This is a genomic window from Chlorobaculum parvum NCIB 8327 (assembly GCF_000020505.1).
GTDB lineage: Bacteria > Bacteroidota > Chlorobiia > Chlorobiales > Chlorobiaceae > Chlorobaculum > Chlorobaculum parvum_A.
The window spans coordinates 1,606,804-1,630,330 of record NC_011027.1 but is presented as its reverse complement, the minus strand read 5'-3'; the positions used below and the strand labels follow the sequence as shown (position 1 = coordinate 1,630,330).

Sequence of the window (23,527 nt, the reverse complement as noted above, 5' to 3'; positions counted from 1 at the left end):
GGTAACCCGAACAACGCATTACGATTTATGGGTAAACTGAAAGGATTTATGGAGTACCGGAGAGCCCTTCCCGCTGACAGGGAGCCTCTGGAGAGAATAAAGGACTGGAACGAGTTCCATGAGGAGATGTCGGTTGAACAGCTTGCCGACCAGGGTGCTCGCTGCATGGATTGCGGCACGCCGTTCTGCCACTCGGGCATCATGCTCAGCGGCATGACCTCAGGTTGTCCGATTCACAACCTTATTCCCGAGTGGAACGATCATGTTTATCGCGGCTTCTGGCGCGAAGCGTATGAGCGGCTCATGAAGACCAACAACTTCCCGGAGTTCACCGGAAGGGTCTGTCCCGCGCCGTGCGAAGGCTCCTGCGTGCTCGGCATCATCCAGCCACCGGTGACCATCAAGAATATCGAGTGCTCCATCATCGAACACGCTTTCGCTGAAGGGTGGGTTGAACCGAAAGAGATCGCCGTTCGCACCGGCAAGAAAGTCGCTGTTGTGGGTTCCGGCCCGGCAGGTTTGGCTTGCGCTGACCAGCTCAACAAGGCTGGCCACTCGGTCACCGTGTTCGAGCGTGACGACCGCATCGGTGGCTTGCTGATGTACGGCATCCCGAACATGAAGCTCGACAAGCAGCAGGTTGTGCAGCGTCGCGTCGACCTCATGAAAGAGGAGGGCGTCGCGTTCGTGACCGGTACTGAAGTCGGCGTCAACTACCCGGCTGACAAGCTGCTCTCGGAATACGATGCCGTGGTGCTCTGCACCGGTGCGACCAATCCGCGTGACCTTAACGCCGAAGGGCGCGAGCTTGATGGCATTCACTTCGCGATGGAGTTCCTCCGCGCAGGTACCAAAGCGGTGCTCGACGGCACCGAGCCTGAGCTGTCCGCCAAGGGCAAGCATGTGGTCGTGATCGGTGGCGGCGATACCGGCACTGACTGTGTGGCCACCTCGCTGCGCCAGGGGTGCAAGAGCGTCATGCAGCTTGAAATCATGCCCAAACCTGCCGACTTCCGCCAGGATGACAACCCGTGGCCCGAATGGCCGAAGGTCTTCAAGGTCGATTACGGTCAGGAAGAGGCCCACGCCGTGCAGGGTGAAGATCCCCGTAAATATCTCATGATGACCAAGAAGTTCATCGGCGAGAACGGCAAGCTGAGTGCTGTCGAGGTCTCGAAGGTTGAATGGATCAGTCAGGAAGGACGCACCATTCCCGTTCCGGTAGCCGGCAGCGAAGAGATCATTCCTGCTGACCTCGTACTGCTTGCAATGGGTTTTCTTGGCCCCGAATCGCAGCTTCTTGAATCGCTTGCTATCGAGACGGATGGACGCAGCAACATCAAGGCAGACACCAGCAGCTACCGCACCAGCGTTGACAACGTCTTCGCTGCCGGCGATGCCCGCCGTGGCCAGAGCCTCGTCGTTTGGGCCATCAATGAAGGCCGTGCAGCCGCAAGGGAGTGCGATCGCTTCCTGATGGGCAGCACCAGCCTGCCGTGAACGAATCAACAGGCAGAAGTGTTGCAAGAAAACAAAAGAGGCTGAACGAACAGAATAACCGATATGGAACAACAGAAACTGAGGGAACTGCTCGAAACCCTTCATCAGGAGCTCGGTCAGGTCGGCACGGTCGATGAAAAGACCGAAGAGGTGCTTTCCTCGCTTAGGGAAGACATCTCCAAGCTCGTCAAGGATGGCACGAAAGCGTGTGAGGAGGAGGAGAGCATGACTGACCGCATGAGCGATGCCGTCGGCCACTTCGAGGAAGATCATCCTCGCCTCAGCATGTTGATCCAGCATGTCCTCGACAGCCTTGCCCGCATGGGACTGTGAGCGTGAGGCTGTCGAGCCCCCTCCTTGATCATTCATGATTTTTTTTAGCTCCGATCTGACGGGCAACGTTTTACAAGAAATCAGGGCTTCAGCCCAATCCGTTCAACCACGGGACTTAGCCTCCTGTGGTTGACGTATCAACCGGTATCAAATGACCAAAGACAAAGAGCCACGCAAAGACCATACCAGCGGAAGAAAAAACTTTGGAGGCGAGCCTCCTGTGGTTTGCTCTTTCTGCGGCAGAACCAGCCATGAGGTCAATAGCATGGTGGCCGGGCCCAATGCTTTTATCTGTGATCGCTGCATTCTCAGCTCGGTCGAGATTCTGCGTAAAGAGATCAGCGCCATTCGCCATCCGGAGAAAACGAGTGAGCCGGCTTTCCAGCCACGCCTGAAGAGCCCTGTAAACATCAAGGAGTCGCTCGACCAGTACGTCATTGGTCAGGAACGCGCCAAGAAGTCGCTCTCCGTGGCGGTCTATAATCACTATAAGCGTATCGACGCTCACGAATGGACAGCAGAAGACGAGGTTGAAATCGAAAAGAGCAACATTCTGCTGATTGGCCCTACCGGTACCGGTAAGACCCTGCTCGCCCAGACGCTGGCCAACCTGCTGGAAGTCCCGTTCACCATCGCCGATGCAACTTCGCTTACTGAAGCAGGCTACGTAGGCGACGACGTCGAGACCATTCTCGCCCGTCTTCTGCACGCCTCCGACTTCAACCTCGAACGCGCCGAACGCGGCATTATCTACGTTGATGAAATCGACAAGATTGCCCGCAAATCGGCCAACGTCTCCATCACCCGTGACGTTTCAGGCGAAGGTGTTCAGCAGGCGCTGCTCAAAATTCTCGAAGGCTCGGTGGTTGGTGTGCCCCCGAAAGGCGGTCGCAAACACCCCGAGCAGCAGTTGATCAACATCAACACCAAGAACATCCTCTTCATCTGCGGAGGAGCGTTCGAGGGGCTCGACAAGATCATTGCTCGCCGCGTCTCCAAATCCTCGATGGGCTTCGGCTCCAAAGTCAAGGACAAGCAGACCGGCTACGATCCCGAGATTCTCAAACTCGTTACCCAGGACGACCTGCACGAATACGGCCTCATTCCCGAATTTATCGGTCGCCTGCCGGTGATGTCCGCACTTGATCCGCTCGACGCATCAGCTCTGCGTAATATTCTTGTCGAGCCGAAGAATGCGCTTGTCAAGCAGTACAAACGCCTCTTCGAAATGGACGGCGTTGAACTTGAATTCACCGACGAAGCGCTCGACAAGGTGGTTGAAATCGCTATAGAACGCGGTACAGGTGCTCGCGCCTTGCGCTCCGTGCTCGAAAACGTCATGATCGACATCATGTTCGAGTTGCCCACCCTCAAAGATGTTCAGAAGTGCATCATTACTTCCGAAACCATCGATAAAATAAGCGGGCCGGTGTATGAGAAAAAGGACGGAAAAGAGCGTTTGACTGCTTGAAGAGAGGCTTGAAAAGAATCTGAAAAACAGTTTGTATTCAATTCTGAAAGTTCTATATTAAGGCCTTCTCATAAGGGCGGTTAGCTCAGTTGGTTAGAGCGCTACCTTGACACGGTAGAGGTCAGAAGTTCGAATCTTCTATCGCCCACCCCCACAAAGCCCTGCAAGATAAAGACTTGCAGGGCTTTTTTATTCCTTCCAAAATACTCGGTTTTACGTGATTTTCGTCGTTTTTGAGCGTTTTTTATATTAAATCTGCGACGCATATGCGACGAGGATTTTCCTTCTCTGATCACTTGACAAGGAGGTTGCAATGAGATTCACGCTTAAACATCGGGTTCTGCCCCCAAGGCAAGAAAATGGTGACACTCTTTTTTATCGAAATTTTTGATCGGGGCGAGCGGAAGTATGAGTTGCTCGACATGGTCGCCGATCCGGCAGACAAGGACAACCAGAACCGTCTGGTCGAGGTGTTTCGGCGGCTCGAATACAACGGGTTTTCTGTTCGAAGCATCGACCGAGATCAGGGATTCGCTTTGCAACCATTTTCTACTACCTCTCGAAAACCGGAGCTTGCAATCTGAATCCGTATTCAGTTTTGGATACCTCAATGGGCGCTTGCTTCAAGCTACGGCTTTTCAGCATAAGACAGGATGTAGTCCAGACCGGCGTACACACTGTCGGCTGAACGATTCAGGGTTAATTGTGCCATAATCTTTGCAAGGGGATGCATCTTGCCGACAAATGTCCGGTTTTTTGCCAGATACTCATGAAGAGGTTCATAGACATCATCACGGATTGATTTGATATCAATATGGACAAATCCGGCTTTGGAGAGCTTGTTCTGGTAGGATGGGATCAGGTAGTAGTTGTCTTGTGGAATATTGAATTTTCCTGCCACAAGGTTCCATGAAAACCATTGCTCTATTCGCCTGAAGGGGTTGTCGGAGTTTTCTGTCGGCACAATGTCCGCTGTCACAAGCCTGCCGCCCGGCCGCAAAACGCGAAATGCTTCCCTGAAAAAATCCTCTCGGGTTCTGTAGTGGAAAGCGCTTTCCACGGAAACAACCAGATCGACGGATTCATTTTCAATCGGCATCTCCGTTGCCGAGCCTTCTTTTAAATCGACTGATTTTTCGAGTCCCGCATCGGCAACGTTCCGCCGGGCGCGTTCAACCTGGGATTTCGTAATGTTCAGCCCGATGATTTTTTCGGGCTTCAGTTTTCTTGCCCAGAGGATGTCCTGATCGCCAAAACCGTACCCGCAATCCAGGACGGTATCGCCTGGCCCCATGCCACCTTTTTTCGCCACCAGCAGCGCAAGCGCTTCACTGGCTTCATCGATGGTATCTGCCTCACGCCAATAGCCGAGATTCAGATAGAGGGCGTGCTCGGTCAGAGATGAAGTGCCGATCAGATCATAGACTTCCGTGGTCTTCAACCCGTGGAACGGATTGAAAAGCCAGTTCAGATACCTGAAAAATCGATCGGTTGCGTTGTCTGACATGGTGATTACTTTTTTGCAGTGAAGAGGACGGAATCATGCTGAGTGTCCGTCGATAAGCATAGTAACTTCTCAATGCGCTTAGAGGTTACAGGTCATCAGGAAGCCCTTGGTATCTGTTCAAGAAAACGCTTGCGCAGCTCTTCGGACGGCAGCATGCACTCCTCTTTTTTCCCGAAAAGCTGGTACCGGTTCTGCGCTATCAGATCATAGAGCATATCGCGCAAGGGCTTAGGAATAGCCTGGAATGCGGCGAGCAGATTCCACGGCATGTCGAGTCGGGAGGCGATTTCAATGGCGGCAGCACTTCGGGTGAAAGCGCGGTCACTGCTGACAAGCACTACGGTGTCAAGCCGGGAAGTGTTGATTCCGAAACGTGTTAGGAGAGATGCTCCGAGAGGAGACTGGGCTGGTGTGAAATAAAACAGCCCGGCGCCGTCACGCTCAAAGATGAAATTCACCGAAAACTCACACAGATTGCAGACACCGTCGAAAATCACGATGTTTTCCGGCAGAGAGGCTCGAGGCTTGTCCATTACGCTTTCAAATAAGATTAAGGATGCGATTGAATGGCTTTCTTACATGAACTCCCCGAAACAATCCGGAAGTTCCGGTCCTGCTTCCTAACTGTTGCCGCGTTACGTTAGCCACCAATACGCGGTGCTCGACATCGATTTCAAGGCAAGCGCCAAGTGCTGGCATGATCTCCGGCAGGATCAGGAGCCGGGCGTGGTTTCAGCCCAGGCTGCACGCCTTCCGGAAATCCTTAAGACAGCCAAACAGAAAGGAGCAGCCCAGCGCTTGTGATCATCGACCCAGCACTGCACTTCGAATCGGCTGCACTGGCTGCCGCGCGTTTCATCGGAGGAAAAAACTTCCAGCACCATTTGCTCAAACCCTTCTTTTTCTTATACTTCATCCGAACATGTGGTGTCTGTCATCGCGAGATGACGGGCTTAAAAGGGAATCCGGTGAAAGTCCGGAACAGTACCCGCTGCTGTAATCCCGCACCGGCTGCAAGGCTGGTGAAAAGGTTCGCCAACAATGCCACTGTCCCAGTTTTGGGATGGGAAGGCTGGTGAAACCCGGGAAAGTCAGAAGACCTGCCTCATTTTTTTAACGCTTCGGGAATAAAGCAACATACACCATGAAACACACCCTCGTTCCATTCTCTGGAACAGGCTGGTTTCGTGCATCGTTAACGGCGATGCGCAACCGGCTGTTCCGATCTCTTCTCTCTCGATTCATCCCTGCTGCCTGTTACGATCCGCTTCGCTGGTCGTTCGGCCTGCCATGGCATCCGGTGATTTTTACTGCCGACCCTCGTTTGATGGGCCATTCCCACCTTCACGAGCATTTTCTGTTGTTGTCGATTCATGAGGCTCAACGGAACGCTCAACATTTCAATGCATTTCCAGTTTCTCGCTGTCAACGTTGTGCGGGTTATGATGGCTTTGCCGCTGCCGCTCATCCGCTGAATTCCGTTCCTTTCTGGCTTTTTAACTGATAGAACAAAACACGCGACCATGAAAAAAAATCTTATGGCGGTAACGCTGCTGTGCTGCGCTGCCCCGGCGTATGCGGCCCATCCTCTTGTTACCGACGATACCGGAACCCAGGGCACCGGCGGCTGGCAGATCGAGTGCACGACTGGATTTTCCTCCAACAGTGAGAGTGACGAAGGCATCAGAATCAAAGAGCGGGAAAACGAAGCAGCGGTGGCGGTCTCCTACGGTCTGTCGGAGGACATCGACATCGTTGCCGGATTGCCGTACCTGTGGTATCAGGTGAAGGAAAATCAACTGGTTACTGCTGATGAAAGTGGCATCGGCGATATGACGCTTGAGCTCAAGTGGCGGTTCTGTGAAAACGAAAAGAACGGATTCAGCCTTGCCCTGAAGCCCGGTATCTCTCTGCCGACCGGTGACGCCGACAAGGGGCTCGGCGCTGGTCGGGTGACTGGCGGTGCGGTGCTGATCGCCACAAAAGAGTTCGGGGCGCTGACGCTGCACGCCAACGCTGGCTACCATCGCAACGCTTACGAACTCGACGAGGATGCGGCGGCGTGCAACAAGCACATCTGGAACGCATCCCTTGCGGGCGAATATGCGCTTTCGGAAAAGCTCAGGGCGGTTGCCGATATCGGTCTCGAAACGGCCGAAGAAAAGGGTTCACGCACACATCCTGCATTTCTGGTTGGAGGGCTGATTTACAGCGTCACCGAGGATTTCGATTTCGATCTTGGCATCAAGAGTGGTTTGAACGATGCCGAACCTGATACGGCTGTGCTGCTGGGCGTGGCCGCACGATTCAATTAAAGGAGGAGATGATGAACAATCTGAAATTTCGTTTTGTCGCTGTGCCCTCGATGGTTGCGGGCATGATACTTTTTGGCGGTGGCGAGGCTTGGGCGATGCACATCATGGAGGGGTTTTTGCCCCCTTCGTGGAGCCTGTTCTGGACGGCAGTGTCGTTGCCTTTTTTTGTGCTCGGCTTCCGTTCGATGCGCAAAATCGTTGCCGACAATCCGCGCATGAAGTTGCTGCTGGCTATGGTCGGGGCGTTCGCGTTCGTGCTCTCGTCGCTCAAGATTCCGTCAGTTACGGGAAGCTGTTCGCACCCGACTGGCGTGGGGCTCGGAGCGATCATGTTCGGGCCGTCGGTAATGAGCGTGCTCGGCGCGATCGTGCTGCTCTTCCAGGCGTTGCTGCTCGCACACGGCGGGTTGACGACGCTTGGTGCGAACCTCTTTTCGATGGGCATCGCCGGGCCGTTTGTGTCGTACGGCATCTACAAGCTCGCCGACGGGATGAAGGCTCCGCGCTCGATGGCGGTTTTTCTCGGCGCGGCACTGGGCGATCTGGTGACCTACGTCGTCACCTCGCTCCAGCTTGCCGCCGCTTTTCCGTCGACGACCGGCGGGTTTGCCGCAGCCATGTTCAAGTTCCTCGGCATTTTCGCCGTGACGCAGGTGCCGCTTGCCGTGAGCGAGGGCATTCTGACGGTGATGGTCTATAACACCATCCGCTCGTATGCCGGCGAGACTATGTTCAGTTCTGCAACGCTTTCCGGGGAGGTGAAATGATGAAAAAGTCGATCCTGAAAAATCTGCTGCTTGCGGCACTGGTGATAGCGCTCGCTGTCGTGCCGCTGATGACCCTCAAACATGCCGAGTTCGGCGGCGCTGACGGCCAGGCCGAGGAGGCGATTACGGAGTTGCAACCCAGCTACGAGCCGTGGTTTGCGCCGTTCTGGGAGCCGCCGGGTGGGGAGGTCGAGAGCCTGCTGTTTGCGTTGCAGGCGGCGCTGGGGGCTGGTGTGCTGGGCTATGGCCTCGGGTTTCTCCGGGCTTCGCGCGAACCGTCCGGAGAGGCACAGGTTTGAGAACGCTCGACCACTATGCCGCAAGCTCCCGGCTGCGCGATGTCGCGCCGGGCTACAAGCTGCTCTATGCGCTTCCACCCATCGCAATGGTGCTTTGGGTGGACTCCGTGCCGTTTTCGCTGCTGGTGTTTGGCCTGATGAGCGCCTCGGTCGTCATGAAGGGAGGTGTCCGGCCTGGTGACTATCTCCGCTGGCTGCTGCTTCCGGCAGCCTTTCTCATGACCGGAACGGCAGCTGTCGCGTTCGATATTTCCGTGCATCAAGAGTCATTTCTTTTCTCGATTCCGGTTGGCAGTGCTTTCATCGGCGTGACCTCAGCCGGCCTTGCGATGGCGATTCATCTGGCGTTCAAAGCGATGGCGTCGGTTTCGTGCCTCTACTTCATCGCCTTCACGACGCCGGTGGCCGACCTCGGACGCTCGATGTCGGCGCTGGGCGTTCCGGGGCTTTTCATCGAGATGACGTTGCTCATCTATCGTTTTGTGTTTCTGCTCTTCGAGACCGCCTCGGAGATGGCGACCGCGCAGCGCTCGCGGCTCGGCTACGCGGGCACGGCGGTTTCGTTCCGCTCCCTTGCGTTGCTCGCCTCGAACCTGTTCTTCTTTTCGGCCCGTCGCGCCGAGGAGGTGTATGTGGCGATGGAGTGCCGGGGCTATGACGGCTCGATCCGCGTACTGGCTCCGTCGAGCGGAGAGCGGCAGCCATCGTTCGCCGGTCTCGTGTTACTTGAGCTGGTGCTGCTTGGCCTCGCCGTCGCCACGCATTTCGGGAGGTTTTTCTGATGGCGTCACCGGATATTCTCCGAACCGAGGCGCTCCGGTGTGTCTGGCCGGACGGCACGGTGGCGCTCGATGGCGTCGATCTTTCGATTCGGACGGGTGAGGTTACAGCGTTGCTCGGCGGCAACGGTGCGGGTAAGTCGTCGCTTTTGCTCGGCTTCAACGGCATTCTGAAGCCGAGTTTGGGCCGGGTGCTCTTCGGCGATGAGCCGCTCGACTACTCGGCGAAGGGGCTGAAAGCGCTGCGGCAGGAGGTCGGCATCGTCTTCCAGAACCCCGACGCGCAACTGTTCGCGTCGAGCGTTTACGAGGACATCTCCTTCGGACTCTGCAATCTCGGCCTGCCGGAGCCGGAGGCGCGGCGGCGGATCGACGCGGCGATGGAGCTGGTCGGCGTCGCGGAGCTGGCGCGCAAGCCGGTGCACCACCTCAGCTTCGGGCAGAAAAAGCGGGTGGCGCTGGCCGGGGTGCTGGCGATGGAGCCGTCAGTACTCTTGCTCGACGAGCCGACCGCCGGACTCGATCCGCAGGGCGCGGACGCAATCATGCGGTTCATTCGTGATCTGCAAAGCACCTCAGGCATGACGGTGGTCGTCGCTACGCACGACATTGAAATGGTGCCGCTCTTCTGCGACCGGGCCTGCGTGATGGAGCGGGGAAGGGTGCTCTTCGAGGGTGAAGTTACCTCGATGTTCGAACATCGCGACCTCATCCGGCAGGCCGGGTTGCGGCTGCCACGCATCGCGCATTTGATTGAGATTCTCGTCTCGAAAGATGGTTTCACGCTGCCCGGCAATGCGATGACGATTGGGCAGGCGCGAAAGATTTTGAAACAGCTGAATGTGAAATCGGATGAAAACAAATCAGTGCAAGGGTAAGGTGTTTCTGGTCGGGGCCGGGCCGGGCGATCCGGAGTTGTTGACCGTTCGGGCGCACAAGCTGCTGCAATCGGCTGACGTGGTGCTACACGACGCGCTTGTCAGCCCGGAGGTTCTCGCGCTGCTGCCGCTTGGCGCGGAGAGGATCGCCGTCGGCAAGCGCATCGGTGACAAGGTCGATCAGACCGATCGCCAGTTGCGGATCAACGAGTTGCTGGCCCGGCACGCCCGCGCGGGTCGATGCGTCGTTCGGCTCAAAGCCGGTGACCCCTTCATGTTCGGGCGTGGCATCGAGGAGGTGCGCGCGCTGGCCGCTGTCGGTGCTCCTTGCGAGGTGGTGCCGGGCATCACGGCTGGCATCGCCGCCGCTGAGCTTTGCAGGATACCCTTGACCGAGCGCTACCGGAACACCTCGGCGCTCTTCTGCACTGGCCAGACGGCGGACTACTCGCTGTCACATTTCTCGGCGGTGATCGAGCTGATGAAGGCGGGTACGCCGCTGGTGATGTACATGGGCTTCGAGCAGCTCGACAGGATCGTCGAGCGCTTCATCGAATCAGGCCTTTCTCCAGACCTCCCGGCGTGCGCGGTGTCGCGAGTGTCGCGAAACGATCAGGCGCTGGTCAGCGGCACGCTCGGTACCATCACCCAGCAGCTCCGGGAGAGCGAGCTTCCCCTGCCGGTGGTCTTCATCATCGGTGAGTATGCTGTGCCGGAAGGGGCGCACAATCGAGATCAGACCGATCCATCTGATCAAAATCACAGTTTCAACCAACATGACCAAGCATCGTAAAAAACGGAAGCAGATCAACAAGAAGGCGATTCTGCTTGCCCATTTCGGCACGACCTATCCCTCGGCACTGCCGTCGCTGGAGAATATCCGGCGGCAGATACAGGCACGGATTCCCGGCATCGAGGTTCGTCACTGCTTCACCTCGAACATGGTGCGCAACATCTGGTCGGCGCGGCGTTGCGATCCCCGAAAGTGGCTCGACGAGGGGGTGGCCGACGAGTTCCTGAACGTGCAGGGTTTCCTCGGAGCGATCGGCAATTTACAGGACGGCAACTACCGGACGATCATCGTGCAGCCGACGCACATGTACCACGGCGAGCAGTTCGAGGATCTGAAATCGTACGTGTCGGCGCTTCAGTCGATCCGCACCATCAAGCGGGTCTGGTCGCCCTTCGAAAAGGTTGTGCTGTCGCGCCCGGCGCTCGGCACCTGCGGCGTGGAGCACGACTACACCGAGGACATCGAGGAGGTGGCCGCGTTGTTCGAGGATGACGTGGAACGCGCCCGCCAGCTTGACGCGGCGCTGGTTTATGTGGCGCACGGCAACGACTTCTTCTCGTCGGGCGTGTTCCACGAAACCTGTGACGTGATGCGCAGCCGCTATCCGGGCGCGGAGATTCACATCGGCATGGTGGAGGGGCAGCCCGGCGTGGAAGAGATCGTCGCTGAAGTGACGGGCAAAGGGCGCACGACGGTGCTGCTGCGGCCCTTCATGATAACGGCAGGCGACCACGCGCACAACGACATTGCCGATGACGATCCCGGTTCGTGGAAAGGCGCGTTCGAGGCGGCGGGATGCCGGGTCGAGACCCGCATGGAGGGACTCGGTTCAGACGACCGCTTTGCCTCGATCTTCGCCCGCCGGATTCTCGAAACCGCCGAGGATCATGGCATCGAGCTGTTTTCAGCATCCGACAAAATCGATTAGCGCTTTGAACAACCGTTTGCAACCCAATGAACAAACAAGGCTCTCTCATCAGCGTTTCGCTTGGGCCGGGTGATCCCGGTCTCATCACCGTCAAGGCGCTGGCCCAACTTCGCGAGGCTGACCTCATCTACTATCCCGGCACGGTCAGCGCTTCGGGCGCGGTGACGAGCGTGGCGCTCGATATTCTCGAAGCGTACAATCTTGATCCGTCGAAGCTTCGCGGGATGCTTGTGCCGATGTCGCGCTCGCGAAAAGCCGCTGAGGCGAGTTATGCCGCAAACTACGCCGCGATGGCGGAGGAGGTGCGAGCGGGTCGCCGCGTGGCGGTGGTGAGCGTGGGCGACGGGGGCTTTTACAGCACTGCGTCGGCGATCATCGAGCGGGCGCGGCGGGACGGTCTGGAGTGCTCGATGACGCCGGGCATTCCGGCCTTTATCGCTGCCGGGTCGGCTGCCGGAATGCCGCTTGCGTTGCAAAACGACAGCGTGCTGGTGCTGGCGCAGATCGATGAGATCGGTGAGCTCGACCGCGCCCTCGCAAGCCGCAGCACCGTGGTGGTGATGAAGCTTTCGACGGTCAGAGATGAACTGGTCGGTTTCCTCGAACGGTATAGCAAGCCCTTTCTCTACGCCGAAAAGGTGGGCATGGCGGGCGAGTTCATCTCGATGGAGATTGACGACTTGCGCGACCGCGCCATCCCTTACTTTTCGCTGCTGGTCTGCTCACCGCATTGCCGGCAGTCAACCTTTTCGCCATTTATGTCATGAAAGGCAAAATTACCGTCGCGGGCCTCGGCCCCGGCAGCGATTCGATGATGACCCCGGAGGTGCTCGATGCGATCCACTCAGCGGACGCGGTGGTCGGCTACACCGGCTATCTCAAAAGCATCGAGCACCTGATTCCGGACTCCGTCCAGACCGTGGCGACCGGCATGACCGGTGAGGTGCAGCGGGCTGAACAGGCGTTCGTGCTGGCCTCCGAAGGGCGGAGGGTCGTCGTGGTCAGTTCGGGGGACGCGGGCATCTACGGCATGGCGCCGCTCATCCTCGAACTGTACGCGAGCGGTCGCTGGCCCGAGGTCGCGGTCGAGGTGCTGCCAGGCATCAGCGCGTTCCAAGCCGCCGCTGCGCGGCTCGGCGCTCCGGTGAGCCACGACTTCTGCGCCATTTCGCTCTCCGACCTGATGACACCGTGGGAGGTGATCGAAAAGCGGATCGAGGCGGCGGCCTCAGCGGATTTCGTGACGGCGGTCTATAACCCCCGCAGCAGCGACCGCTACTGGCAGATTCATCGCTTCAGGGAGCTGTTCCTGCGCCACCGTTCACCCTCGACGCCGGTGGGGATCATCCGCAACGTCTCGCGTAGCGACGAGTCGGTCGTGCTGACGACGCTCGGCGAATTCGATCCCGACTCGCTCGACATGTTCACCGTGATGCTGGTGGGCAATTCGACCACCTTCTTTTCAGATGAACAGATGATTACGCCGAGGGGCTACTTCCGCCAGAAAGAGCCGGCTTTGACACCAGTCGGCCAGTCGATCATGAGCGGCAGTTTCCGCACCATCGCCGGACTGATGAAGCCGGATGCTCGCCCGACAGACGAGCGCTGGGCGGTCATGCACACGATTCACACCACCGCCGATTTCGAGATGCAGGATCTGTTCCACGCCTCGCCCGGCGCGATCCGGCGGTGGCACGAGGCGCTGACCGCCGGTGGCGCGACGATCATCACCGACGTCACGATGGTGCAGTCCGGTCTGCGCAAGGCGGCGCTGGAGCGCCACGGCGTGACGGTGCGCTGCTACCTGCACGACGAGCGCGTGGCCGGGCTGGCCAGAAGCGCGGGTATCACGCGCAGCCAGGCAGGGATGCGGCTTGCCGCCGAGGAGCATCCCGACGCCCTTTTCGTGATCGGCAACGCGCCGACGGCGCTGCTGGAGCTGGCCTCGCTGTTGCATCGCGGGGGCTTCGCGCCGATGGGGGTGATCGGCGCGCCGGTCGGCTTTGTGAACGTGGTCGAGTCGAAGCACCGGCTCAAGGCGGCGGCGGGCGCGACGCCGATTGCCGTCATCGAGGGGCGCAAGGGGGGCAGCGCCATCGCGGCCACCATCGTCAACGCCGCCTTCAGCCTCGACGAGGCGGAGGCGATGAATCCGGGGTGCTATGTCTGAGCAGTTCACGCTCATCGGCCTCAGCGACAGCGCGGAGCCGCGTCTCGATCCCGCCGCTATCGAGGCGATTGGTGCGGCTCGCATCTTCGCGGGCGGAACCCGCCATCGCGAAATCGTCAGCGCGTTGCTGCCGTCCAGCTCTCGCTGGATCACCATCGCTCCGCCGATTGACGAGGTGCTGTCGCAACTTGCCGGGGCGGACGAGCCGGTGGTGGTGTTCGCCTCTGGCGACCCCTTTTTTTACGGCTTCGGTGCGACCTTGCGGAAGCGCTTTCCCGGCGCGTCGATCCAAAGTTTTCCAGAGTTCCACTCGCTCCAGATGCTCGCGCAGCGCTGCATGATACCTTACCAGTCGATGCGCCACGCCTCGCTCACCGGGCGGAGCTGGGAGGAGCTGGACTGCGCTCTGATCGCGGGCGAGCGGCTCATCGGCGTCCTGACCGACACCCGTAAAACTCCGCCTGAGGTGGCGCGGCGAATGCTCGATTTCGGCTATTCGGGCTACCGCATGGTAGTCGGCGAATCGCTCGGCGGCAGCGATGAGCGGGTAACGCGCTGCACGCTCGACGAGGCCGCCGGGATGGAATTTGGCCGACTCAACTGCCTCTTGCTCGAAGCCACCGAACCGCCGAAACGCTGGTTCGGCATTCCCGAAAACCTGTTCGACGGCCTGCCGGGACGGCCCAACATGATTACCAAAATGCCCTTCCGCATGGCCGCCCTCGCCGCGCTGGAGCTTGGCCGGGCGCGAACCTTCTGGGACGTGGGCTTCTGCACGGGATCGGTGGCCATCGAAGCGCGGCTCCGGTTTCCGGGTCTTGCGGTGACCGCTTTCGAGAAGCGCCCGGAGTGCGACGCCCTGCTGGAGAGCAACGCCCGTCGCTTCGGAGCGCTCGGTATTGCGAAGGTGATGGGCGACTTTCTTGAGCAGGAGCACCCTGCGCTCTGCGGCAGCGACGGTGTCGATGCGGTTTTCATCGGCGGCCACGGCGACCGGCTCGACGAGGTGTTCGATGTGGTAGAGCGTCACCTCCCCCCCGGAGGCCGGGTGGTCATGAACGCAGTACGCGAGTCTAGCGCCGAAGCTTTCGCCGCCAGCGCCGTCCGCCACGGCATGGAACTCGCCGAGCCGCTCAAGCTAACCGTTGGCGAGCACAATCCCGTGAGCGTGATGAAAGCTGTGAAGCCGGGGTGAGCGCTCGACCCGATCCGTAAGATCAGACGGATAGGACTGATCTGTCTGATCAAAGCGTTGCGGGAAAATTTTCAACCAGTTGTTTCACAAAACCCATGCACGAACGAATCGCCATTATCGCCATCACCGAAACCGGAATTGCTCTCGGCCACTCCCTGAAAAGCCTGCTCGTGGCCGATGGGTTTGCCGGGTGCGGGCTGTTCTCGTCCCGCGCCTTCGAAGGTGTCGAAACCATCGAGAGCGTGCCCGCCTTTGTCCGGCAATCGTTCGGCAGCTTCGACGCCTTTATCTTTATAGGCTCGCTCGGCATCTGTGTGCGTTCGATTGCGCCGGTGTTGCAGAGCAAGCACACCGATCCGGCGGTCATCAACTGCGACGAATCGGGGCGGTTCGTGCAGAGCGTGCTGTCGGGCCATACGGGCGGGGCGAACGCGCTGGCGGGGCGGCTCGCGCGTCTGCTCGGGGCGCAGGCGGTGCTGAGCACGTCGAGCGATGTGCAGGGGTTGTGGCCGCTCGATATTCTGGGGCGCGAAGAGGGGTGGAGCGTGGAGTTTGCTTCGCCGGTCGCGGGAGAGTCGATGACCACGGTGATGGCGGTGTTCGTGAATCACGAGCCGACGACGCTGCTGCTTGACGTTCGCGACTCACTCACCGACCAGCTCGAACGCACCGCGCCGCCGTTCGTGACGATTGCGTATCGCTTCGAGGATGTCGATTTCAGCGCCTGCCGTCTTCTGATCGCCGTCACGCCGCGTCTCATCGAAGTACCGGTGCAGACGATTTTCTATCGCCCGAAGGTACTCTGCGTTGGGGTCGGGTCGGAAAGGGGCATCGATTCAGAACGCTTCGTCCGCTCAATCATGGCGGAGCTTGCCGCTGTCCGGCTTTCGCCGCGCTCGATCCGCAGCGTGGGGTCGGTCGATTTCAAGATGGATGAGCAGGCGTTCATCGCCTTTGCCGAAGCGTGTGGCACGACGCTGACGGGCTTCGCTCCAGAGCAGCTCGAAAGCGTCGGGCTGGTGCCGAATCCGTCGGATGTCGTCTTCCGCAAAACCGGCGTGCACAGCGTCTCCGAGGCTTCGGCGGCGCTGCTCTCCGGCGAGAACTGGTGGCTGGTGGAGAAGCAGAAGGTCGCGCTGGCTGGCATTCCCGAAGGTCAGCCGCGTCACTACACCTTCGCCGTCAGCCTTTTGCGCGGAGCCGAGCGGCGCGGGCGCATCGCCATTGTCGGGGCGGGGCCGGGCGATCCGGAGCTGGTGACGGTCAAGGGCAGGCGCTACCTCGAACAGGCCGACCTGATCCTCTATGCGGGCAGCCTCGTGCCGGAGAAGCTGACCCACTACGCCAGGCCGGGCGCGCTGGTGCGGAGTTCGGCTTCGCTCTCGCTCGAAGAGCAGTTTGCGTTGATGGAGCAATTCTACCGTCAGGGCAAGTTCGTCGTGCGGCTGCACACCGGCGATCCCTCGATCTACGGGGCGATTATGGAGCAGATGGCCTTTTTCGACGCCGGGGGCATGGAGTACGAAATCGTGCCGGGCGTGTCGTCGTTCCAGGCGGCAGCAGCGGTGTTGCAGTCGCAGTTCACCGTGCCGGAGAAGGTGCAGACTATCATCCTGACTCGCGGCAGTGGCCGGACGCCGGTGCCGGACAAGGAGCGGCTCTCGGAGCTGGCGCGCGCGCGTGCAACCATGTGCATCTACCTCAGCGCCGAGTGGAGCGACGAGGTGCAGTTCGAATTGCTCGAACACTACCCGCCCGACACTCCCGTGGCGGTCTGCTACCGGCTCACCTGGGACGACCAGCAGGTGTGGCGCGGGCGGCTCGACGGGCTGTCGGCGCTCGTCCGGCAGAGCGGCAAAACCCGCACGGTGCTGCTCGTGGTCGGCGAGGTGATCGGCGCGCGCGGCGGGCGCTCGAAGCTCTACGATCCGTCGTTCACGCACGGCTTCCGCGAAGGTCATGGCGCATGAGGTGGGCGGCGTGATTCTGCTCTTCGGCGGTACCACCGAGGGACGGAAGGCAGCGGCGTTGCTCGACCGGCTTGCGATGCCCTTCATCTACTCGACCAAAACCCGCGTCGAGACGTTCACGACCACGCACGGCGAGTTCCGCCACGGCTCGCTCGACGAGGCGTCGCTGTCCGAGCTCGTCTCATCGCGCGACGTGCGGCTTGTCATCGACGCCGCCCATCCCTTCGCCGCCCGACTTCACCGCTCGGTGTTCGAGGTTTGTGAGCGTCTCGCCGTCCGCCTGATCCGCTTCGACAGAGCGTCAGTGACTTTTCCTGATTTTGACGGACTGCATTCCGTCGCCGATTTTCCGGAAGCCCTCGGCCTGCTGAAGCGGCTCGATCCCGCTAAACTGCTCGCTCTGACCGGCGTGCAGTCTGTCGACCCGTTGCGTCCGTGGTGGGAGCGGCACGAGATGCTATTGCGCATTCTGCCGTCACCGGCTTCGATGGAGCTGGTGCAGCGCGAAGGTTTTCCCGAAGCGAAGCTGCTGCCGATGAACCCCGACGGTTCGGATGAGGCGCTCGAAGCGCTCGTTCGGGAGCATAGTGTCGATTGCCTGCTCACCAAGGAAAGCGGCGAATCAGGCTTTTTCTCATCGAAACTTCGGGTCGCCGAGCGGTGCGGGATTCCTGTTATCGTCATCCGCCGTCCGCCCGCTCCGGCGTTCGATACCGTCGTCTTCTCCGTCGATGAGCTTCAAAAATGCCTGACGGAGCACGCTGCCCTCAAGCCGCTCCGGACGGGCTACACCACCGGAGCCTGCGCCGCCGCCGCCACAAAAGCCGCTATGATCGCGCTGCTTGACGGCGCTGCCCCCGACTCGGTTACGCTCACGCTGCCGTCCGGCAAAGTCGCCAGCTTCGGAATCATCTCGTACCGGGCGGGAAATGGGAGGGTGCGGTGCGGTGTGCGAAAGTTTGCGGGCGACGATCCCGACGTGACGCACGGGTTGTTGATCGTCAGCGAAGTCTCGCTTGTGCCGGACGGCGAGCCGGGCGAGGTGCGATTTCTGCAAGGTGAGGGGGTTGGCAGGGTGACGCTGCCAGGGCTGGAGATTCCGCCCGGCGAACCGGCGATCAACCCCGTGCCGCGCCGGATGATCCGCGAGTGCGTCGCCGCTGAGCTGCGGCAGCGTGGGTTGCGCTACGCCGTTGACGTCACGATTTCAGCGCCGGGAGGCGAAGCGGTCGCCCGCAAAACCATGAATGCCCGGCTCGGCATCACCGGCGGCATTTCGATTCTCGGCACCAGCGGGGAGGTCGTGCCCTACTCGATTGAGGCGTGGCTCGCCAGCATCCGCCAGTCCATCGCCGTCGCCGCCGCCAACGGCTGCACGACCCTCGCCCTCACCTCCGGCCTTCGCAGCGAGCGTCACCTCCGCGCGCTCTACCCCGACCTGCCGGAGCTGGCCAGCATCCACTACGGTAACTTCATCGGTCGCTCGCTCGAACTCGCGGGCCAGCACGGTGGCTTCAAGCGCGTCATCGTCGGCGTCATGCTCGCCAAGGCCACCAAGCTCGCCCAGGGCCAGGCCGACCTCTCCAGCCGCGTCGTCCCGCTCGATCCCCGATGGCTCGCCACTCTTGCCGTAGACCTCGGCTACAGCGATGAGCTCGCCAACCAGCTCGCTGATCTTCATCTCGTCCGAAACGTGACCGATCTCATCTCCTTCACCAGCGACGAACCGCTTTATCTGGCCATCGCCAGCGCCTGTCATCGCGCTTGCCGCCAATGGCTCTCCGATACGCCGCTGAGCTTCGTGCTGTTCGATATGGAGGGAAGGTCGGTGATTTCAGACTGAACAGCGATTACCCCTTCTCTTTCAATGTTCCTGTTTAGTAAGAGCTTAAGAGTTACAAAGAAAAGCCTGCATGTTACAATACGAACATGCAGGGCTTTTCTTTGAGTATTTATGGCTTCTAAAGAAAAAAGCTTTTTCTCAGAAGTTTAAACGGAATACGCCGTTCTCCAGAGAATCAATACGCTCCAGATTTTCTTTCGAGATTTTTTACTGTCAGCCATACGCCGATAACCCCCATAACTGAAACTCCAATGGCCTGCGTTGTTGGGGACAAGTCTGTTACTGTATTGATGAGCGACGTGATCAACTCTCCCATATTTAATAAGTATCCCATGATTTTCTCCTTATTGGTCGTGTTTCGATATCAATTTCCTATTCTCAGTAGATTTTGTATATGTGCTGTGTTTCGTAAGTACGGCCGTTTATTTATTCGAAATGTGTATCAAATGATTTTTTGTACTGTTGAAATATAGTAATAAGCGCAAAAGCTTGCAAGAGAATTCTGTAGCTTTACATCATTTTTCTATTTGTATAAGTCATAGAATACAGTTAGTGAGGGGCATTAGGCGAAGAGCAGAGCGCTTGTTCATGACAGGCAAGTGGCTCACCACCCGGTGCTTTGACTCGCAATTGAGAGTGCTTTGTGGAATGGGCTATGTTTGCTGAAAAAAGAAGCTGAACAGCCCTGTGGCCATGTTTGTCACTCATAAATTCTGATCAATCGCGCTGCTGTTCAAGGAAACGCACGCATACGGTTCCATTGTGTAATTATCAATGCGTTTGCTCGTTAGATGTTATAAGCCAGTAAAGGCTCTCAAGGCCTTGGGAGATTAACGTTCACCTGGTTTTAGCCTACTCCGCATGGCTGTATTGTAGTTGCCTGTTTTATAAGTACTTATACAAAACGTCTCCTATCATGCCCTATCGTGGTTGATCGTGTCGCGGAGGCTGAGAGAGTCTTTTCTTTAACGGCTTTTCTGGAAAAAGGGGAGGGGGACAGGTTTATTCTTTGCCTGAAAGCGGAGTTCAGTTGGAGAGAGTATTGTGGGAGTTGTTTTTTGATGGCATGTGTATCGAGGAGGTTTTTGTGGAGAGGCGGTCTTATTTTGATGAGCTTGATTTTGTCAGGTTTGCTCCCAATCGTAATTTCCTTCCGGATTTTTTCCAGTCAAGAATTTATGGGGAACTTAAAGCAGTTTTTTCCGCTGGCAAGATCACTTAATATCTATAAAGGCGGAAAAGGGAGAGAGATGCGTTTGTCCCCTTTCGTTTATTCTTGTTCAGTCGGGTGATCTCTCTGTTTTGTTTAAAGGGTGCATTTTCCTTTCAGTCATGGATACCTTGAGTATTTATTTCAAAAGAAGTAATGGCGCTTTAATTCTAAACAGACGGCGTTGCATGGAATGGCGCAAGGCAAGTGGACGAGCGGGTCAACTCCGGTTTTGGGTAGATCATCAGCCCGATTGTCAGTGCCCGCAAAAGTTTTGCTCGTAAAAAATAGCTCTTTGAAATTGATTGTATATGTATTATATTTATTCCTGATGAGACGTGTATATTTTTTTTATGAATTCCGTGCGTTCTTCTCATTAAGTGCGTTTTGATGTTCCCTGTATACTTGTTAAATTTGTTAAGAGTTATAGAGTGCTAAATGATTAAACGTGCGTGATGTAATGATTTTAATTGGTTTACCGTGACTTGAGAATTATTGAAAAATAGGCTGTCATTAGGTTAAACTTTTTCATTGAGGTATTGGTCTGTTTTAATTAACTTTTGTTGTATCCTTTTAACTAACATCATCGGGAGACAAAATCATGTCAACTAATTTCTATGCCATCAAATTGTTTGTTGAAGCTTTGCTCAGCAAGTATTTCGGTGTGAAGTCGCAAAAAGGTGTTACTATGATTGAGTACGCCTTGATTGCTGCTTTGATTGCTGTCATTGCTATTGCGACGATTACCACTGTTGGTACCAATCTCAATTCCGTTTTCAATAGGGTTGGTACTGCTCTTAACTAAATAAGCGAGAGCTTTTTATGGTTAAAGCTTTGCAAATTTAAAGTCATAGCTGTGAAAAAACCAGTTATCATTGCCATCGCACTCGTTCTGGGTGCGATGGCCGCTTACATAGCTGCTCGCATGAGTACTGTTCAGACTGATGGTTCAGAGGCTAAGGTTGTTATTGTCGCTATGCCGATTGACGCTGGTAAGGTTATTGCGCCTGACCAGATTAAAGCTGTTCAGTGGCCAAGCTCGGCTGTTCCATTGAATGCGTTTGCTCGGACTGCTGATGTTGTCGGTCGGGTTGCGCGTGTCTCTATGATTGCTGGTGAGCCTGTTTTGCCAGATAAGTTGGCTCTCAAGGGAGCAAAAGGGGGCTTGGCCTCAACGCTTCCTGAGGGAAAACGCGCCATTACGGTCAAGGTAAATGAGGTTATTGCTGTTGCCGGGTTTGCTTTGCCTGGTAGCTACGTGGATATTCTGGTAAATGGTAAAGATGATAATCGCAGGTCTTTTTCGCGAACGGTGTTGTCGCGTGTTAAGGTGTTGGCGGTTGATCAGGTGACTACTGGAGACCCTGATAAACCAAAATTGGTTAATGCTGTAACCGTTGAGCTTTCTCCGCGAGAAGCCGAAAAGCTTGATCTCGCTCGCAACATTGGAAATCTTTCTTTGGTTTTGCGTAATGAACTTGATACCGCTGAAGTAAACTCTGAAGGCGTGCGCCTTCCCGATATTGTGCACCCGCAGGCCACTGGTGACATCACCTCTTCGCCTGATGTGCAGGTTGTGTCTCCACGTCAAAACCGTGGACCTGAAGAAATTCGTGGCACGAGCCGCGAGTCTGTTGCCACCCCATAGCCCATAGCCGACATGCAAATGAAATTAACATGTTTAAAGCGTTTCGCCTGCAAGACGGCTGCTCTTGCGGTGCTTGTTGGAGCCTTTCCCATGGCTGTGATCGCCGCTCCATCAACCTATCGTGTGTCTGAAGGTGAATCCAGGGTATACCGGATGGGTAGCCCCATCAAGCGCGTTGCTGTGGGGAATCCTGAGATTGCCGACTATATCATTCTTAACCCTACAGAGCTTTATTTGTTGGGCAAAAAAACGGGGGCCACTAATCTTATTGTCTGGGATCAAAACGGTAATTCTGCGTCTACGCCGCTGCAGGTTAGCAGGAATGTAGAACCTATAAAGGATCTGATCAGAACCGTTTTGCCGAATGAGACTGACATTCATATCTATTCTTCAGGGCCTGCATTGGTACTGGCAGGCACGGTGTCGAATTCCCTGGCTGCTGAAACCGCCTATCGTTTGGTAAAAGGGTATTTAGGGGGAGATGTGCCGGCGGATAACCCTGAAAAGACCCTAACCAATACCAAGCCCGCCGATAGCTATGCGGGAACTGCAAGCTTATCCGGTATTGTTAAAAGTGCTAGCCTTGTTGCTGGTGGGCCAACTGGTGCTGAGGGATCTGGAATGTCTGGTGTGGTCAATCTTCTCAAAGTTCGTGACGCACAGCAAGTTCGCCTTGAAGTACACATTGCAGAAGTTTCCAAAACTTTCATGCAGGCCTTAGGCTTCGAATGGGCGGGCCGTATAGGTAATGTTTCGGGGGGGCTTATGACTGGATTTGTCAGCAATGAGACTATCAATCTTCTGCTAAAGGACAACACTTCTCATTCACAGCGGATCAAAGCGGAAAACGAGTGTGATAATGGTTGGATTAAAATTTTGGCCGAGCCTACTATTGTAGCTATGAGTGGTCAGGAGGGCTATTTTCTTGTCGGCGGTAAAATCTATGTTCCTACTATAACCGCTAACGGGGCAGTTGACTACCAAGAACGTACGTATGGTGTTGGTTTGCGATTTACGCCCACCGTTTTGGATGCTGGTCGTATTTCGCTCAAGGTTGCACCGGAGGTTTCTGAGCCGCCAACGTCTGCGGCTGATGGAACTGGCACATTGCTGGCCTTTAAAACCAGCTATGCATCTACCACCGTTCAGATGAATGAAGGGCAAAACCTTGTTATTGGTGGTCTTTTGAAAGACAAAATCACAGAAACCTTAAAAGCCGTGCCTTTGCTGGGAGACATTCCTCTTCTTGGCGCTCTATTCCGGCACACCAAGATCGAATCTGAAAATACCGAACTTCTGGTTGTTGTTCGTCCTACTCTGGTTGAAGCCAGCGATACTCCACCAGAGCTTCCGACTGACAGGTTTATTCCGCCTACTCAAAAAGAGCTTTTCTTTGACGGAAAGCTGCAAGGTTCAAGGAGTGGACAATGAAAGCCATTCACGCAGATGTTGCCAAATTCAGGACGCCAGTGAATGCTGGCGTCCAATCGCAAAAGGGGAATGCGTTAATTGAATTTGCGTTCGTTCTGCCCGTCTTTCTGGTTCTCCTTTTTGGAATGGTTACTTTTTCTCTGGGCATTTATGACAAAACCGTGCTTACTATGGCTACACGAGAGGGCGCTCGTGCTGGAGCCGTATACGATGCAGGCAATTATGACAGCGATGGTGATCTTGATGTGACGAGCGTACAAACCAAAGCACGCAATGCCACCTTGGCTGTTTTAGCTAATAAGCTTATCTCTTTTGGGAGTAAGACCCCTACCGTGGACAACCCGAGCATTACAGGTGATATTCTTACTGTAACTGCGCATCTCAATTATACTGGCATTTTCTTTTTGACAGGGGGCCAGGATATTTCGGCTACATCAAGCATGAGGATTGAGGCTTTGCAATCATATGCATCACCATGACACCTTATATC

General features: G+C 56.7%; 24 protein-coding genes, 1 tRNA gene and 1 riboswitch. Of the genes, 23 read left to right on the top strand and 2 right to left on the bottom strand.

What is annotated here, in order from left to right; all coding sequences use genetic code 11:
* Positions 1–27 precede the first annotated feature (27 nt).
* From CPAR_RS07570 to CPAR_RS07550, 5 genes are all read left to right on the top strand, one after another.
* On the top strand, positions 28–1,500 hold the full coding sequence (locus CPAR_RS07570; protein ID WP_012502722.1) for a glutamate synthase subunit beta: 1,473 nt from the start codon (positions 28–30) through the stop codon (positions 1,498–1,500).
* A 63-nt stretch (positions 1,501–1,563) separates the two neighbouring features.
* Positions 1,564–1,833 carry a DUF4404 family protein gene (locus CPAR_RS07565; RefSeq protein WP_012502721.1) on the top strand — a complete coding sequence of 90 codons (270 nt, stop codon included), beginning with the start codon at positions 1,564–1,566 and terminating at the stop codon, positions 1,831–1,833.
* Between the two features lie 151 nt (positions 1,834–1,984).
* Positions 1,985–3,304 (top strand): ATP-dependent Clp protease ATP-binding subunit ClpX, encoded by a 1,320-nt coding sequence (gene clpX / locus CPAR_RS07560; protein ID WP_012502720.1) that lies wholly within the window; start codon positions 1,985–1,987, stop codon positions 3,302–3,304.
* 74 nt (positions 3,305–3,378) lie between these two features.
* Positions 3,379–3,452, top strand: a tRNA-Val gene (locus CPAR_RS07555).
* Between the two features lie 211 nt (positions 3,453–3,663).
* Positions 3,664–3,888 (top strand): hypothetical protein, encoded by a 225-nt coding sequence (locus CPAR_RS07550; protein WP_012502719.1) that lies wholly within the window; start codon positions 3,664–3,666, stop codon positions 3,886–3,888.
* 44 nt (positions 3,889–3,932) lie between these two features.
* Here CPAR_RS07550 and CPAR_RS07545 read toward each other — a convergent pair whose 3' ends face one another.
* Together CPAR_RS07545 and CPAR_RS07540 are read right to left on the bottom strand one after the other, a co-directional pair.
* Positions 3,933–4,811, bottom strand: coding sequence for a class I SAM-dependent methyltransferase (locus tag CPAR_RS07545; protein ID WP_012502718.1), 879 nt, complete (start codon positions 4,809–4,811; stop codon positions 3,933–3,935).
* 95 nt (positions 4,812–4,906) lie between these two features.
* On the bottom strand, positions 4,907–5,344 hold the full coding sequence (locus CPAR_RS07540) for a thiol-disulfide oxidoreductase DCC family protein (protein WP_012502717.1): 438 nt from the start codon (positions 5,342–5,344) through the stop codon (positions 4,907–4,909).
* A gap of 94 nt (positions 5,345–5,438) precedes the next feature.
* Here CPAR_RS07540 and CPAR_RS10815 point away from each other — a divergent pair, with 94 nt between their 5' ends.
* The 18 genes from CPAR_RS10815 (at position 5,439) to CPAR_RS07455 (ending at position 23,516) form a co-directional block, all read left to right on the top strand.
* Positions 5,439–5,615, top strand: a complete 177-nt coding sequence (locus CPAR_RS10815; RefSeq protein ID WP_198002613.1) for a hypothetical protein — start codon at positions 5,439–5,441, stop codon at positions 5,613–5,615.
* Between the two features lie 104 nt (positions 5,616–5,719).
* A riboswitch (cobalamin riboswitch) is annotated at positions 5,720–5,933 on the top strand.
* Positions 5,934–5,955: 22 nt separating this feature from the next.
* Positions 5,956–6,315, top strand: coding sequence for a hypothetical protein (locus tag CPAR_RS11065; RefSeq protein ID WP_156773405.1), 360 nt, complete (start codon positions 5,956–5,958; stop codon positions 6,313–6,315).
* 19 nt (positions 6,316–6,334) lie between these two features.
* Positions 6,335–7,126 carry a transporter gene (locus CPAR_RS07535; RefSeq protein WP_012502716.1) on the top strand — a complete coding sequence of 264 codons (792 nt, stop codon included), beginning with the start codon at positions 6,335–6,337 and terminating at the stop codon, positions 7,124–7,126.
* Positions 7,127–7,137: 11 nt separating this feature from the next.
* Positions 7,138–7,893: an energy-coupling factor ABC transporter permease gene (locus CPAR_RS07530; RefSeq protein WP_012502715.1), complete on the top strand. Its 756-nt coding sequence runs from the start codon at positions 7,138–7,140 to the stop codon at positions 7,891–7,893.
* Positions 7,890–8,192, top strand: a complete 303-nt coding sequence (locus CPAR_RS07525) for an energy-coupling factor ABC transporter substrate-binding protein (protein ID WP_012502714.1) — start codon at positions 7,890–7,892, stop codon at positions 8,190–8,192. The genes CPAR_RS07530 and CPAR_RS07525 overlap by 4 nt, the downstream gene beginning before the upstream one ends.
* Positions 8,189–8,974, top strand: coding sequence for a cobalt ECF transporter T component CbiQ (gene cbiQ, locus CPAR_RS07520; RefSeq protein ID WP_012502713.1), 786 nt, complete (start codon positions 8,189–8,191; stop codon positions 8,972–8,974). The genes CPAR_RS07525 and cbiQ overlap by 4 nt, the downstream gene beginning before the upstream one ends.
* Positions 8,974–9,849 carry an ATP-binding cassette domain-containing protein gene (locus tag CPAR_RS07515; protein ID WP_012502712.1) on the top strand — a complete coding sequence of 292 codons (876 nt, stop codon included), beginning with the start codon at positions 8,974–8,976 and terminating at the stop codon, positions 9,847–9,849. Before cbiQ ends, CPAR_RS07515 begins: the two co-directional genes overlap by 1 nt.
* The gene (gene cobA, locus CPAR_RS07510; RefSeq protein WP_012502711.1) at positions 9,824–10,642 is read left to right on the top strand and encodes a uroporphyrinogen-III C-methyltransferase; all 819 of its coding nucleotides are present in this window, start codon (positions 9,824–9,826) and stop codon (positions 10,640–10,642) included. The genes CPAR_RS07515 and cobA overlap by 26 nt, the downstream gene beginning before the upstream one ends.
* Positions 10,626–11,570, top strand: a complete 945-nt coding sequence (locus tag CPAR_RS07505) for a sirohydrochlorin cobaltochelatase (protein WP_012502710.1) — start codon at positions 10,626–10,628, stop codon at positions 11,568–11,570. Before cobA ends, CPAR_RS07505 begins: the two co-directional genes overlap by 17 nt.
* Positions 11,571–11,596: 26 nt before the next feature.
* Complete coding sequence (locus tag CPAR_RS07500) at positions 11,597–12,337, top strand: precorrin-2 C(20)-methyltransferase (RefSeq protein ID WP_012502709.1); 741 nt, start codon at positions 11,597–11,599, stop codon at positions 12,335–12,337.
* Positions 12,334–13,740, top strand: a complete 1,407-nt coding sequence (gene cobJ / locus CPAR_RS07495) for a precorrin-3B C(17)-methyltransferase (protein WP_012502708.1) — start codon at positions 12,334–12,336, stop codon at positions 13,738–13,740. Before CPAR_RS07500 ends, cobJ begins: the two co-directional genes overlap by 4 nt.
* Complete coding sequence (locus CPAR_RS07490; protein ID WP_012502707.1) at positions 13,733–14,935, top strand: bifunctional cobalt-precorrin-7 (C(5))-methyltransferase/cobalt-precorrin-6B (C(15))-methyltransferase; 1,203 nt, start codon at positions 13,733–13,735, stop codon at positions 14,933–14,935. The genes cobJ and CPAR_RS07490 overlap by 8 nt, the downstream gene beginning before the upstream one ends.
* 95 nt (positions 14,936–15,030) lie before the next feature.
* Positions 15,031–16,905 (top strand): precorrin-4 C(11)-methyltransferase, encoded by a 1,875-nt coding sequence (cobM, locus tag CPAR_RS07485; protein WP_012502706.1) that lies wholly within the window; start codon positions 15,031–15,033, stop codon positions 16,903–16,905.
* Complete coding sequence (gene cbiD, locus CPAR_RS07480; RefSeq protein WP_012502705.1) at positions 16,895–18,748, top strand: cobalt-precorrin-5B (C(1))-methyltransferase CbiD; 1,854 nt, start codon at positions 16,895–16,897, stop codon at positions 18,746–18,748. Before cobM ends, cbiD begins: the two co-directional genes overlap by 11 nt.
* A 1,811-nt stretch (positions 18,749–20,559) precedes the next feature.
* Positions 20,560–20,763, top strand: coding sequence for a Flp family type IVb pilin (locus CPAR_RS07470; protein WP_012502703.1), 204 nt, complete (start codon positions 20,560–20,562; stop codon positions 20,761–20,763).
* Between the two features lie 51 nt (positions 20,764–20,814).
* On the top strand, positions 20,815–21,606 hold the full coding sequence (gene cpaB, locus CPAR_RS07465; protein WP_012502702.1) for a Flp pilus assembly protein CpaB: 792 nt from the start codon (positions 20,815–20,817) through the stop codon (positions 21,604–21,606).
* 12 nt (positions 21,607–21,618) lie between these two features.
* A complete protein-coding gene (locus tag CPAR_RS07460) occupies positions 21,619–23,037 on the top strand; it encodes a type II and III secretion system protein family protein (RefSeq protein WP_012502701.1) in 1,419 nt (472 codons plus the stop codon).
* The gene (locus CPAR_RS07455; RefSeq protein ID WP_012502700.1) at positions 23,034–23,516 is read left to right on the top strand and encodes a TadE/TadG family type IV pilus assembly protein; all 483 of its coding nucleotides are present in this window, start codon (positions 23,034–23,036) and stop codon (positions 23,514–23,516) included. The genes CPAR_RS07460 and CPAR_RS07455 overlap by 4 nt, the downstream gene beginning before the upstream one ends.
* The last annotated feature ends 11 nt before the right edge of the window (positions 23,517–23,527 follow it).